Source organism: Enterobacter sichuanensis, from assembly GCF_009036245.1.
GTDB classification, from domain to species: Bacteria; Pseudomonadota; Gammaproteobacteria; order Enterobacterales; family Enterobacteriaceae; genus Enterobacter; species Enterobacter sichuanensis.
In genome coordinates, this window is the sequence record NZ_CP027986.1 from 1,308,527 (window position 1) to 1,321,100 (window position 12,574).

Sequence of the window (12,574 nt, forward strand, 5' to 3'; positions counted from 1 at the left end):
TACCTTATCGGCGTTGCGGGGCGCATTATGCGTATAGACCCTTGCAGCGTCAACACCTTTTTCAACGAAAATGGCGGGAATGTGACTGTTTGGTTAGGTTGCGAACAGCGTGGCCGAATATTCGGCAATTATTGGTTATTAATCGGTTTTAGAGGAGGAAAAGTGGGGCAAAAAAAATCAGGCCCCGCAGGACCTGATAAAGAAATGATTGATTATTTATAGGCAGACTGGTGAACGCCTACCGCGCGGCCTGATGGATCGTTCATTGCTTTGAAAGATTCATCCCATTCAATGGCTTTCGCGGAAGAGCAGGCGACGGACGGCCCCCCTGGCACACACTCTGCAGCACTCGGTACCGGGAACAGTTCTTCGAAGATCTCACGGTACAGATACGCTTCTTTAGAGCCCGGCGTGTTGTACGGGAAGCGGAAGCTCGCGGTTTCCAGTTGTTGGTCTGAAACCTGTTTCGCCGCCACCTCTTTCAGGGTGTCGATCCAGCTGTAGCCTACGCCATCAGAGAACTGCTCTTTCTGACGCCATGCCACACTTGCCGGCAGGTAGGATTCAAAACATTCGCGCAGGATATGTTTTTCCATTTTGCCGTTGCCGCACATTTTATCCTGCGGGTTGATGCGCATCGCCACGTCGAGGAATTTTTTATCCAGGAACGGAACGCGTGCTTCTACGCCCCAGGCGGACATCGCTTTGTTAGCTCGTGCGCAGTCAAACATGTGCAGCGCCTGCAGTTTACGCACCGTCTCTTCGTGTAACTCTTTGGCGTTTGGCGCTTTGTGGAAGTACAGGTAGCCGCCAAACACTTCGTCAGAGCCTTCACCGGAGAGCACCATCTTAATGCCCATCGCCTTGATCTTGCGCGACATGAGGTACATTGGCGTGGAGGCGCGAATGGTAGTCACATCATAGGTTTCAATGTGATAGATCACATCGCGGATCGCATCCAGACCTTCCTGCACGGTGAAGTGAATTTCATGGTGCACCGTCCCCAGGTGGTTTGCCACTTCCTGCGCGGCTTTTAGGTCAGGCGCGCCTTCCAGACCCACGGCAAAGGAGTGCAGCTGTGGCCACCAGGCTTCAGAGCGCTCCTGATCTTCCACACGACGGGCGGCAAATTTCTTGGTGATCGCCGAGATCACGGATGAATCCAGACCGCCGGAGAGCAGCACGCCGTAGGGCACGTCAGACATCAGGTGGCTTTTCACGGAATCTTCCAGCGCCTGGCGCAGCTCGGCTTTGTCCGTGACGTTGTCTTTTACGGCATCATAATCGAACCAGTCGCGCTGATAATACTGACGGATTTCGCCATCTTTGCTCCACAGGTAGCTGCCCGCCGGGAACTCTTTAATGGTGCGGCAAACCGGCACCAGGGCTTTCATCTCAGACGCGACATAGAAGTTGCCGTGTTCATCGTGGCCCATGTACAGCGGGATAATACCGATATGGTCACGGCCAATCAGGTAGGCGTCTTTTTCACTGTCGTACAGGGCAAATGCAAACATACCCTGAAGGTCGTCCAGGAACTCGGGTCCTTTCTCCTGATACAGCGCCAGGATGACTTCACAGTCAGAGCCGGTCTGGAACGCGTAGCGGTCACCGTACTCGGCGCGCAGCGCCTGGTGGTTGTAAATCTCACCGTTAACCGCTAGCGCGTGCGTTTTTTTCTCGTTATACAGCGGCTGTGCACCGGCATTGACGTCGACGATTGACAGACGTTCGTGTGCCAGAATGGCTTTGTCACTGGCGTAAACGCCGGACCAGTCCGGGCCGCGATGGCGCATCAGGCGGGACAGTTCGAGTGCTTTTTTACGCAGTTCGCCCGCGTCAGTTTTAATATCCAGTACGCCAAAAATAGAACACATAACCTTCTCCGTTAACCCTGTTGCATTGTGATGTTGCTTGCTTATGAAAATGCCGCAAAGGGGCAGGGCGCGCAAGCGTTTTACGGGTGAAAACGGAAATAGTGCAATGGCGGTTGCGGATCAGTGAAAAACGCGTATGTGATGAGCGCATTTATTGATGATTATTCAACAAAAGCACCTTTTTGTTAGATGGGGTTGTGTTTTGCATACATAAAAATAAAGAACCACGCCCTGAGGCGTGGTTCGGTATCAGATAATGTCAATTTCGTCGACGGAGGGGTAAATCCAGCTTGGCCGGAACGGCATTGAATCGATGTCATCAAGCTGAGAGACGCCGGAGAGCACCAGAATCGTCTCCAGACCAGCCTGGAAACCGGCCAGAATATCGGTGCGCAGGTTGTCGCCGACAATCACGGTCTCTTCAGAGTGGGCCTGCATCTTGTTGAGCGCGGCGCGAATGATCCACGGGCTTGGCTTGCCGACATAGAACGGCTTGCGCCCGGAGATTTTCTCGATACCGGCGCACAGCGCGCCGCAGGCCGGATAAAAGCCGCGGCCATGGGTATCCGGGTTGGTGGCAATAAAGCGCGCGCCGTTAGCCACAAAGAAAGAGGCTTTATGCATCATCTCCCAGTTGTAGGAGCGCGTTTCACCTACGATCACAAAGTCCGGGTTGACATCGGTGATGGTAAAGCCCGCTTTGTACAGCTCGTGGATCAGCGCCCCTTCACCAACCACGTAGGCTTTTTTCCCTTCCTGACGCTTCAGAAAATCCGCCGTGGCCATCGCTGAGGTATAAAACACGCTGTCCGGGACGTTGACACCCGCCGTCGCAAAGCGGTTTGCCAGATCCTGACCGGTCTGAGAAGGGTAGTTCGTGAGAAGAACCAGAGGCATTCCTTTGTCGATGATGCGGTGAAGAAACTCCGCAGCACCCGGCACGGCAACGTTGTCGTGCATCAGCACGCCGTCGATATCACAAATTACATTCTTAATGGTCATGGACATTCCGACATCAAAAAAAGAAGGCGTTACTATAAGGTCCGATTAACTTTCCAGCAAATGCTGCAGCAGAATTCCGTTGAGCATTGCCCGTTTGACCAGCGCGAACGCGCCAATCGCCGAGCGATGGTCAAGCTTTGAACGAACCACCGGGAGGTTCTGGCGGAATGCTTTCAGCGCCTGGGTGTTAATACAGCCTTCAATGGCGGGGAGCAGGACCTTTTCCGCCTCCACAATTTCACCTGCGATCACCACTTTTTGCGGGTTAAACAGGTTAATGGCGATGGCGATGGTTTTCCCCAGATGGCGTCCCACCTGTTCGATCACTTCACAGGCCAGCGCGTCGCCTTTATTGGCGGCTTTACAGATGGTGCCTATCTTACAATCGTCCAGCGTCACGCGGCTTTGGTAACCCTGTTCCAGCAGATGGCGGACGCGCTGCTCGATGGCGGTGTTGGCGGCAATGGTTTCAAGGCAACCGAAGTTTCCGCAGTGGCAGCGCTCCCCGAGTGGTTCAACCTGAATGTGGCCAATCTCACCGACGTTACCGTTGCGACCAATAAAAATACGGCCGTTAGAGATAATGCCGGCGCCCGTACCGCGGTGAACGCGCACCAGAATAGAGTCTTCGCAGTCCTGACTCGCACCAAAGTAGTGCTCAGCAAGCGCCAGAGAGCGAATGTCATGGCCCACAAAGCAGGTCACTTTAAAACGCTTTTCCAGCGCGTCGACCAGCCCCCAGTTTTCAACCTGAATGTGCGGCATATAACGGATCACGCCGCTTTCCGGGTCGACCAGACCGGGAAGAATCACCGAGATGGCGATGAGTTCGCGGATCTTGCGCTGACAGCTTTCAATAAACAGCGCGATGGTGTTCAGCAGCGCATGCTCCAGTGTTTCCTGGGTGCGCTCCGGAAGAGGGTAGTGCTCTTCCGCAATGGCTTTGCTGCTCAGATCGTAGAGCGTGAGCGTGGTGTCATGACGACCCAACCGGACGCCGATCGCCTGAAAATTACGGGTTTCGGTAACAATGGAGATCGCGCGGCGGCCCCCGGTAGAGGCCTGCTGATCGACTTCTTTGATCAGACCGCGCTCGATGAGCTGGCGGGTAATTTTTGTCACGCTGGCGGGAGCAAGCTGGCTTTGTTCGGCTATCTGGATACGGGAGATTGGACCATGTTGGTCAATCAGGCGATATACCGCCGCACTGTTAAGTTGTTTAACGAGATCGACATTACCGATTTGAGCTTGTCCGCCAGGTGTCATACTTTTACTTACTCAGTGACGACCTCGTTACCATTAACGATGGTCTTAATAATTTTATAATCGTGTGTGAATGCCGTCAGGTTTGCAACCATACCTGGTGCAATTCCGCCAAGCTGTTTATCCACGCCCATTGCACGAGCCGGATAGAGGGTGGCCATACGCAGGGCTTCATCAAGCGCAATCCCGCAATGTTCCACCAGGTTACGCACCCCTTCAATCATGGTCAAAGAGGAACCACTCAGCGTACCGTTTTCATCCACACACAGTCCATTGCGGTAGTATATTGTTTTACCGGCAAAAATGAACTGCTCAATATTTGCACCTGCCGGTGCGGTGGCATCCGTGACCAGACAAAGCTTGTCACCTTTCAGCCGCTTGGCATTGCGAATGTTGGTGTAATCGACGTGTAAACCGTCGGCGATAATGCCGCAGTATACGTCTGGCTCATCCAGAATCGCACCGACCAGACCCGGTTCACGCCCTGTAATATACGGCATGGCGTTATAAAGGTGCGTCGCAAAGGTAATGCCTGCGCGGAAACCGGCTTTCGCCTCTTTCAGCGTGGCGTTAGAGTGGCCTGCTGAAACCACAATCCCGGCGGCGGCCAGTTTGCTGATGACGTCAGTGCCGGTCATTTCAGGTGCCAGCGTGACTTTGGTGATCACATCAGCGTTCGTACACATGTAATCCACCAGCTCCGCATCCGGTTTGCGCACATAATCCGGGTTATGGGTCCCTTTCTTGACCATATTGAGCCATGGTCCTTCAAGGTGCAGACCCAGCGCCTGATTGGGGTGTTTGGCCAGGTATTCACGCATCACGCGGATACCCTGTTTCATAAGATCATCACTGCTGGTGATGAGCGTTGGCAGATAGCTGGTGCAGCCAGATTTCTCGTTGGCTTTCTGCATGATCTCCAGCGTTTCGACCGTCACCGCGTCGGCGGAGTCATTAAATTGCACACCGCCGCAGCCGTTCAGCTGTACGTCGATGAAACCGGGGGAGATTACTGCTCCATTGAGTGAGCGCTGTTCAATCTCCGGCGGCAGCTCTGCCAGCGGGCAAACACGTTCAATCAGGCCATTGGCGATAACAATCGCATGGTCATCCAGAATATCATGGCCGGTATAAATCCGACCGTGGGTTAAAGCGTACATAACGACCCCCGGTTAAAAAAAGCGGCCGCCTCTTGTTGAAGAGGCGGTTATTCAATTACAGACCTTTGATGTTCTCAGCTTCTAACTCGTTGAAGTATTTCAACGTTTTTACCTTCAGCTCCATCGTGGATGGCTCGTCGCAGACGATGACTGATTTTGGATGCAGCTGCAGGCAGCTGATGGTCCACATATGGTTAACGTTGCCTTCAACGGCTGCCTGGAGCGCCTGCGCCTTCACGCTGCCCAGCACCAGAATCATCACTTCTTCGGCATCCAGCAGGGTGCCTACGCCTACGGTCAGGGCGTATTTTGGAACCTGGTTCACATCGCCATCAAAGAAGCGGGAGTTTGCCACGCGCGTGTCATGGGTCAGCGTTTTAATACGGGTACGGGACGCCAGAGATGATGCCGGCTCGTTAAATGCGATGTGACCATCATTACCCACACCGCCCATAAACAGGTGGATTTTACCGTAAGAACGGATTTTTTCTTCATACTGACGGCATTCTGCGTCAATATCAGGCGCGTTTCCATTCAGCAGGTTAATATTTTCAGCTGGAATATCAACGTGATCAAAGAAATTGCGGTGCATAAAGCTATGGTAGCTTTCCGGATGATCTTTCGGTAAGCCGACGTATTCGTCCATATTGAAGGTCACAACATGTTTGAAGCTAACCTGGCCTGCTTTGTGCATCTCAACCAGGGCCTTATACGCAGTCAGCGGTGTGCCGCCCGTCGGGAGGCCAAGTACGAAAGGACGATCGGCGGTCGGTTTGAACGCGTTGATGCGGTTAACGATATGGCGAGCGGCCCATTTACCGACTTGTTCAGCAGTTGCCAGGGGAATCAGTCTCATTGTTCACCTCAAGAGTTAAAGTAGAAGAGTGGGCGGATGGCTATCGGGACCTGATACGTAAGCGTAACCTGGAACCTTTCAGGCCGGATCAATCCGTCTTGATTTTTCGAATGATAAAATAAGTTTTCGTTGTTAGCCAGTGAAAGGGAGGGTGAGAAACGATATTTGGTGACAAAAATCACAAAAAGCAGGTGTTTAATTTGCGATACGAATTAATTTTTCACACACTCACAATGCCAGTGAATCATCAACTGTATCTATAGTTTGTGACACAATAAAAAACAGAGCTGAGAACACGCCTTAAACGGGGTCTCATAGGGGGAAGAAAGTGAGTATTCTAGGTTATTTACAAAAGGTTGGTCGCGCACTGATGGTGCCGGTCGCCACGCTGCCTGCCGCAGCCATCCTGATGGGTGTCGGCTACTGGATCGACCCCAACGGCTGGGGTAGCACCAGCGCGCTGGCGGCGTTCTTTATCAAGTCAGGCTCCGCCATTATCGACAACATGTCCGTGTTGTTTGCGATTGGTGTAGCTTATGGTATGTCCAAAGACAAAGACGGTGCCGCTGCGCTGACCGGTTTTGTCGGTTTCCTCGTCTTAACCACGCTCTGCTCACCAGCAGCAGTGGCGATGATCCAAAAAATTCCGGCGGACCAGGTGCCGGCGGCATTCGGTAAGATCAGCAACCAGTTTGTCGGTATCCTTGTAGGTATCATCTCCGCCGAACTGTATAACCGCTTCAGTAGCGTTGAACTGCCAAAAGCGCTCTCCTTCTTTAGCGGCCGTCGTCTGGTGCCAATCCTGACCTCGTTCGTGATGATCGTTGTTGCGTTCATCATGATGTACATCTGGCCGATGATCTTCGACGGTCTGGTTAACTTCGGTGAGCACATTCAGAAACTGGGCTCCATCGGGGCGGGCGTGTACGCGTTCTTCAACCGTCTGCTGATCCCGGTTGGTCTGCACCACGCGCTGAACTCCGTGTTCTGGTTCGACGTTGCGGGTATTAACGATATCCCTAACTTCCTGGGTGGCGCACAGTCCATCGAAGCCGGTAAAGCGGTTGTCGGTATCACCGGTCGCTACCAGGCTGGCTTCTTCCCAATCATGATGTTTGGTCTGCCGGGTGCTGCGCTGGCTATCTACCACTGCGCGCGTCCAGAGAACAAAGCGAAAGTGCTGGGTATTATGATGGCGGGGGCGTTTGCGGCCTTCTTCACCGGTATCACCGAACCGCTGGAATTCTCCTTCATGTTCGTGGCACCTGTACTGTATGTGATCCACGCTGTGCTGACCGGTATCTCCGTGTTTATCGCTGCCAGCATGCACTGGATTGCGGGCTTTGGCTTCAGTGCGGGTCTGGTGGATATGGTGCTTTCTTCCCGTAACCCGCTGGCGACCCACTGGTGGATGTTGATTCCACAAGGTCTGGTGTTCTTCGCGATCTACTACGTGGTGTTCCGTTTCACTATCACCAAATTCAACCTGATGACTCCGGGTCGTGAGCTGGCTGTGGCCGGTAGCGAAGCGGATGGTCAGGACGTGAACGTGAGCGGTGCGCAGGATCAGGATGTTTCTGGTCTGGCGCGTCAGTACATCGCCGCTGTCGGGGGTTCTGACAACCTGACCGGCATTGATGCCTGTATCACCCGTCTGCGTCTGAACGTGAAAGATTCCTCTCTGGTGAATGAAGCGCTGGCAAAACGTCTGGGCGCGTCCGGCGTTATCCGCCTGAACAAAACCAGCGTGCAGATTATTGTTGGCTTCGTTGCGGAAAAAATTGCCAACGCCATGAAAACAACCGGCCCGGTCGCCGCCGCTGAAGCAGGCGCTGCTCCCGCTGCCGCACCTGCAGCTGCAAAACCGCAGGCTGTACCAAACGCCAAAACCGTTGCCGCGCTGGTTTCTCCTGTCACCGGTGAAGTCGTGGCGATTGAGCAGGTGCCTGATGAAGCATTCGCCAGCAAAGCGGTGGGGGACGGTGTCGCGGTGAAACCAACGGACAAAACCGTTGTGTCTCCTGCTGCCGGTACCATCGTGAAAATCTTCAACACTAACCACGCGTTCTGCCTCGAAACCGAAAATGGCGCGGAGATCGTTGTCCACATGGGTATCGATACCGTAGCGCTGAACGGTCAGGGCTTTACTCGCCTGGTGGAAGAGGGCGCTGAAGTGGTCGCCGGGCAGCCGATTCTGGAAATGGATCTGGACTTCCTGAACGCCAACGCGCGCTCCATGATAAGCCCGGTGGTGTGCAGCAACATCGACGACTTCAGTGGCCTGGTCATTCAGGCGAAAGGTCAGGTTGTTGCGGGCCAAACACCGTTGTATGAGATTAAAGGCAAGTAATCGCTCCTGAGTAGAGTCATGCCTTAAGCGGCGGGGGATCTCCTCCGCCGCTTTTTTTTGCAGCAAATGCCCCCATTATTTTCTTCAGAGCCGTTTTAAGGGTTGTCACTACGTCCGGCTTATAAGATCATATGCCGTTATACGTTGTTTACGCTTTGAGGAATCCACGATGAGTGAGGCAGAAGCCCGCCCGAGTAACTTTATTCGTCAGATCATCGATGAAGATCTGGCCAGTGGTAAGCACACCACGATCCATACCCGTTTCCCGCCGGAGCCGAACGGCTATCTGCATATTGGTCATGCAAAATCAATTTGCCTGAACTTTGGCATTGCCCAGGACTATAACGGGCAGTGCAACCTGCGTTTCGATGACACCAACCCAGTAAAAGAAGACATCGAATACGTTGAGTCGATCAAGAACGACGTGCAATGGCTGGGCTTCAACTGGTCTGGCGATATCTGCTACTCCTCTGACTATTTTGATCAGCTGTACGCCTATGCGGTTGAGCTGATCAACAAAGGTCTGGCGTATGTCGACGAGCTGTCTGCGGATGAAATACGTGAATATCGCGGTACGCTGACCGCACCGGGTAAAAACAGCCCGTACCGCGATCGCAGCGTAGAAGAGAACCTGGCGCTGTTTGAAAAAATGCGTGCGGGTGGCTTCGAAGAAGGCAAAGCGTGTCTGCGTGCCAAAATCGATATGGCGTCTCCGTTCATCGTAATGCGCGATCCGGTGCTGTACCGTATCAAGTTCGCTGAACACCACCAGACCGGTAACAAGTGGTGCATCTACCCGATGTACGACTTCACCCACTGCATCAGCGATGCGCTGGAAGGTATCACCCATTCGCTGTGTACGCTGGAGTTCCAGGACAACCGTCGTCTGTACGACTGGGTACTGGATAACATCACCATTCCTGTGCATCCGCGTCAGTACGAGTTCTCTCGTCTGAATCTGGAATACACCGTGATGTCCAAGCGTAAGCTGAACCTGCTGGTCACCGACAAGCACGTTGAGGGTTGGGATGACCCGCGTATGCCGACCATCTCTGGTCTGCGTCGTCGTGGTTATACTGCCGCGTCTATTCGTGAGTTCTGCAAACGCATTGGCGTGACCAAGCAGGACAACACCATTGAAATGGCGTCTCTGGAATCCTGCATTCGCGAAGACCTCAACGAAAACGCACCGCGTGCGATGGCAGTTATCGACCCGGTGAAACTGGTTATCGAGAACTATCCGCAGGGTGAAAGCGAGCTGGTCTCGATGCCTAACCATCCGAACAAACCGGAAATGGGAAGCCGTGACGTGCCGTTCAGCGGTGAAATCTGGATCGATCGTGCTGACTTCCGCGAAGAAGCTAACAAGCAGTACAAGCGTCTGGTGTTGGGTAAAGAGGTGCGTCTGCGTAATGCTTACGTCATCAAAGCCGAGCGCGTAGAGAAAGATGCGGAAGGTAACATCACCACCATCTTCTGCTCTTACGACGCAGAGACCCTGAGCAAAGATCCGGCGGACGGACGCAAGGTAAAAGGCGTTATTCACTGGGTCAGTGCGCCCCATGCGCTGCCGGTCGAAATTCGCCTCTACGATCGTCTGTTCAGCGTGCCTAACCCGGGTGCGGCTGAAGACTTCCTGGCGACCATTAACCCGGAATCACTGGTTATCAAACAGGGCTATGCGGAGCCATCACTGAAAGCGGCTGAAGCGGGCAAGGCGTTCCAGTTCGAACGTGAAGGTTACTTCTGCCTCGACAGCCGTCACAGCACGGCGGAAAAACCGGTATTTAACCGTACCGTGGGTCTGCGTGATACCTGGACCAAGATCGGCGAATAATAACGCTGTATTGGTCAATGAGAGACAAACGCCGCGTATTGCGGCGTTTTTTTTATTTATGATCATATCGTTAAAGCCGGGCTGTAAACCTTTCAATAAAAATATCAGGTCAATGAGGTGCTACTTATTTTCCTGAAAAAAGTTTGTTTGTTTCCATAAATACAGAATGAGGAAAACGTTACAGAGTTTAACGATCTTAACTACTGAAATTTAATGTCTTAGCCCGCCAAATCTCGTCCTCCGGTAAATGTTACAAAGCACTACCAATTATGTGCACTTCGTCATAATCCTGACTTTTGCCCGCTGAAAAGCATTGATAATTCGCGTCGCGAAAAATAACCTAAAGACGGTAGTTAATTCGAGGGTATTTATAACTACCCCTGACCATTGGGTCTTTTTATTTTCGCCGTTTCAGGCGTTTTAATTCGTCAAAGAGGAATAATCTATGCGTACGTTCAGTGGCAAACGTAGTGCGCTGGCGCTGGCTATTGCCGGTGTGACAGCTATGTCGGGCCTGGTCGTTACCCCAGAGGCAAAAGCGGCGGGTTTCATCGAAGATTCTACCCTCACGGGCGGTATTTATTACTGGCAGCGTGAGCGTGACCGTAAAGACGTTACCGAAGACAAATACAAAACCAACCTTTCTCACTCCACCTGGAACGCCAACCTGGACTTCCAGTCAGGCTACGCCGCGGATATGTTCGGTCTGGATATTGCTGCGTTCACCGCGATCGAAATGGCGGAAAACGGCGACAGCGCCCATCCTAACGAAATTGCCTTCTCCTCCAGCAACAAAGCCTATAAAGAAGACTGGTCCGGAGATAAGAGCGGTATCAGCCTTTACAAGGCCGCAGCGAAATTTAAATACGGCCCGGTATGGGCGCGCGGGGGCTATATTCAGCCAACCGGCCAGACGCTGTTAGCGCCGCACTGGAGCTTTATGCCGGGCACTTATCAGGGGGCCGAAGCCGGGGCGAACTTCGACTATGGTGATGCGGGTGCGTTGAGCTTCTCTTACATGTGGACCAACGAGTACAAAGCTCCATGGCACATCGAAATGGACAAGTTCTACCAGAACGATAAAAAAACCAAAGTCGATTACCTGCACTCGCTGGGCGCGAAATACGACTTCAAAAACGATCTTGTTCTTGAAGCGGCATTTGGTCAGGCAGAAGGTTATATCGATCAGTACTTTGCCAAAGCCAGCTACAAATTTGATATCGCCGGTAGCCCGCTGAGCACCAGCTATCAATTCTACGGCACGCGCGATAAAGTCAGTGATGGTGGCGTCAACGACATCTATGACGGTACCGCATGGTTACAGGCTTTGACCTTCGGCTACAAGGTAGGCCAGGTTGATTTACGTCTGGAAGGGACGTGGGTGAAGGCGGAAGGGCAGCAGGGTTACTTCCTGCAGCGTATGACCCCGACCTATGCATCGTCCAATGGCCGTCTTGATATCTGGTGGGATAACCGTTCAGACTTCAACGCCGACGGTGAGAAAGCGGTCTTCTTCGGTGCGATGTATGACCTGAAAAACTGGAATCTGCCTGGCTGGGCGGTGGGGGCTTCCTACGCTTACGCCTGGGATGCAAAACCTGCCGATATGGCCACACCAGACGCTTACTACGATCCAAACTATCGCCTGAAAGAGTCCTCCTACAGCCTGGATGCGATCTATACCCTGCAGGATGGTCGCGCAAAAGGCACGATGTTCAAATTGCACTTCACCCAGTATGACAACCACTCCGATATCCCGAGCTATGCGGGCGGTTACGGCAACATCTTCCAGGATGAACGTGACGTGAAATTCATGGTTATCGCACCGTTCACCATCTTCTGATGAATCGTCCGGCGGGCAGTGCCTGCCGGACAGGAGACTGCACATGATGAAAAAAATCGTAATTGTCGCGCTGCTGGCGTCGGGACTGGTGGCGTGTGCTCAGACTCAGGCACCGAAAGAAGATTCCCGGCTGAAAGAGGCCTATAGCGCATGTATCAATACCGCGGAAGGTTCGCCGGAGAAAATTGAAGCCTGTCAGAGCGTGTTAAATGTGCTGAAGAAAGAGAAAGCGCATGAGCAGTTCGCGACGCAGGAGACGGTGCGCGTGATGGATTACCAGGCCTGTATCCAGGCGCGTAAAACCGGTAACGATCAGGAAGTGGCGAAGCGTTGCGACCAGATCTGGAAAGAGATTCGTAGCAATAACAGTAACTGATTCGCTATTA

General features: G+C 52.9%; 10 protein-coding genes. 5 read left to right on the top strand and 5 right to left on the bottom strand.

What is annotated here, in order from left to right; translation table 11 throughout:
* The first annotated feature begins 27 nt into the window (after window positions 1–27).
* Window positions 28–222 (top strand): hypothetical protein, encoded by a 195-nt coding sequence (locus tag C1N69_RS22775; protein WP_167514952.1) that lies wholly within the window; start codon window positions 28–30, stop codon window positions 220–222.
* Here the strand turns inward: C1N69_RS22775 and asnB are convergent.
* From asnB to nagB, 5 genes are all read right to left on the bottom strand, one after another.
* Complete coding sequence (gene asnB, locus C1N69_RS06170) at window positions 213–1,877, bottom strand: asparagine synthase B (protein ID WP_025756349.1); 1,665 nt, start codon at window positions 1,875–1,877, stop codon at window positions 213–215. The genes C1N69_RS22775 and asnB overlap by 10 nt on opposite strands.
* A gap of 249 nt (window positions 1,878–2,126) precedes the next feature.
* Window positions 2,127–2,879, bottom strand: a complete 753-nt coding sequence (nagD, locus tag C1N69_RS06175) for a ribonucleotide monophosphatase NagD (RefSeq protein ID WP_025756350.1) — start codon at window positions 2,877–2,879, stop codon at window positions 2,127–2,129.
* A gap of 45 nt (window positions 2,880–2,924) precedes the next feature.
* A complete protein-coding gene (gene nagC, locus C1N69_RS06180; RefSeq protein ID WP_025756351.1) occupies window positions 2,925–4,145 on the bottom strand; it encodes a DNA-binding transcriptional regulator NagC in 1,221 nt (406 codons plus the stop codon).
* A gap of 8 nt (window positions 4,146–4,153) precedes the next feature.
* The gene (gene nagA / locus C1N69_RS06185) at window positions 4,154–5,302 is read right to left on the bottom strand and encodes an N-acetylglucosamine-6-phosphate deacetylase (protein ID WP_155030854.1); all 1,149 of its coding nucleotides are present in this window, start codon (window positions 5,300–5,302) and stop codon (window positions 4,154–4,156) included.
* Window positions 5,303–5,357: 55 nt separating this feature from the next.
* A complete protein-coding gene (gene nagB, locus C1N69_RS06190; RefSeq protein WP_013097568.1) occupies window positions 5,358–6,158 on the bottom strand; it encodes a glucosamine-6-phosphate deaminase in 801 nt (266 codons plus the stop codon).
* Between the two features lie 328 nt (window positions 6,159–6,486).
* On the opposite strand from nagB, the gene nagE reads away from it, so the two are divergent.
* From nagE to chiQ, 4 genes are all read left to right on the top strand, one after another.
* Window positions 6,487–8,508 carry an N-acetylglucosamine-specific PTS transporter subunit IIBC gene (gene nagE / locus C1N69_RS06195; RefSeq protein ID WP_025756353.1) on the top strand — a complete coding sequence of 674 codons (2,022 nt, stop codon included), beginning with the start codon at window positions 6,487–6,489 and terminating at the stop codon, window positions 8,506–8,508.
* A gap of 169 nt (window positions 8,509–8,677) precedes the next feature.
* The gene (glnS, locus tag C1N69_RS06200; RefSeq protein WP_025756354.1) at window positions 8,678–10,345 is read left to right on the top strand and encodes a glutamine--tRNA ligase; all 1,668 of its coding nucleotides are present in this window, start codon (window positions 8,678–8,680) and stop codon (window positions 10,343–10,345) included.
* Between the two features lie 445 nt (window positions 10,346–10,790).
* Window positions 10,791–12,188, top strand: coding sequence for a chitoporin ChiP (gene chiP, locus C1N69_RS06205; RefSeq protein ID WP_155030855.1), 1,398 nt, complete (start codon window positions 10,791–10,793; stop codon window positions 12,186–12,188).
* A gap of 46 nt (window positions 12,189–12,234) precedes the next feature.
* Window positions 12,235–12,564: a ChiQ/YbfN family lipoprotein gene (gene chiQ, locus C1N69_RS06210; protein ID WP_045286162.1), complete on the top strand. Its 330-nt coding sequence runs from the start codon at window positions 12,235–12,237 to the stop codon at window positions 12,562–12,564.
* Window positions 12,565–12,574 lie beyond the last annotated feature (10 nt).

Excerpts from the sequence above, each read along its gene's own strand:
- C1N69_RS22775 (WP_167514952.1), top strand. The coding sequence starts at position 28 with ATGCGTATAGACCCTTGCAGCGTCAACACCTTTTTCAACGAAAATGGC.
- nagA (WP_155030854.1), bottom strand. The coding sequence starts at position 5,302 with ATGTACGCTTTAACCCACGGTCGGATTTATACCGGCCATGATATTCTG.
- glnS (WP_025756354.1), top strand. The coding sequence starts at position 8,678 with ATGAGTGAGGCAGAAGCCCGCCCGAGTAACTTTATTCGTCAGATCATC.
- nagC (WP_025756351.1), bottom strand. The coding sequence starts at position 4,145 with ATGACACCTGGCGGACAAGCTCAAATCGGTAATGTCGATCTCGTTAAA.
- nagD (WP_025756350.1), bottom strand. The coding sequence starts at position 2,879 with ATGACCATTAAGAATGTAATTTGTGATATCGACGGCGTGCTGATGCAC.
- asnB (WP_025756349.1), bottom strand. The coding sequence starts at position 1,877 with ATGTGTTCTATTTTTGGCGTACTGGATATTAAAACTGACGCGGGCGAA.
- chiQ (WP_045286162.1), top strand. The coding sequence starts at position 12,235 with ATGAAAAAAATCGTAATTGTCGCGCTGCTGGCGTCGGGACTGGTGGCG.
- nagB (WP_013097568.1), bottom strand. The coding sequence starts at position 6,158 with ATGAGACTGATTCCCCTGGCAACTGCTGAACAAGTCGGTAAATGGGCC.
- chiP (WP_155030855.1), top strand. The coding sequence starts at position 10,791 with ATGCGTACGTTCAGTGGCAAACGTAGTGCGCTGGCGCTGGCTATTGCC.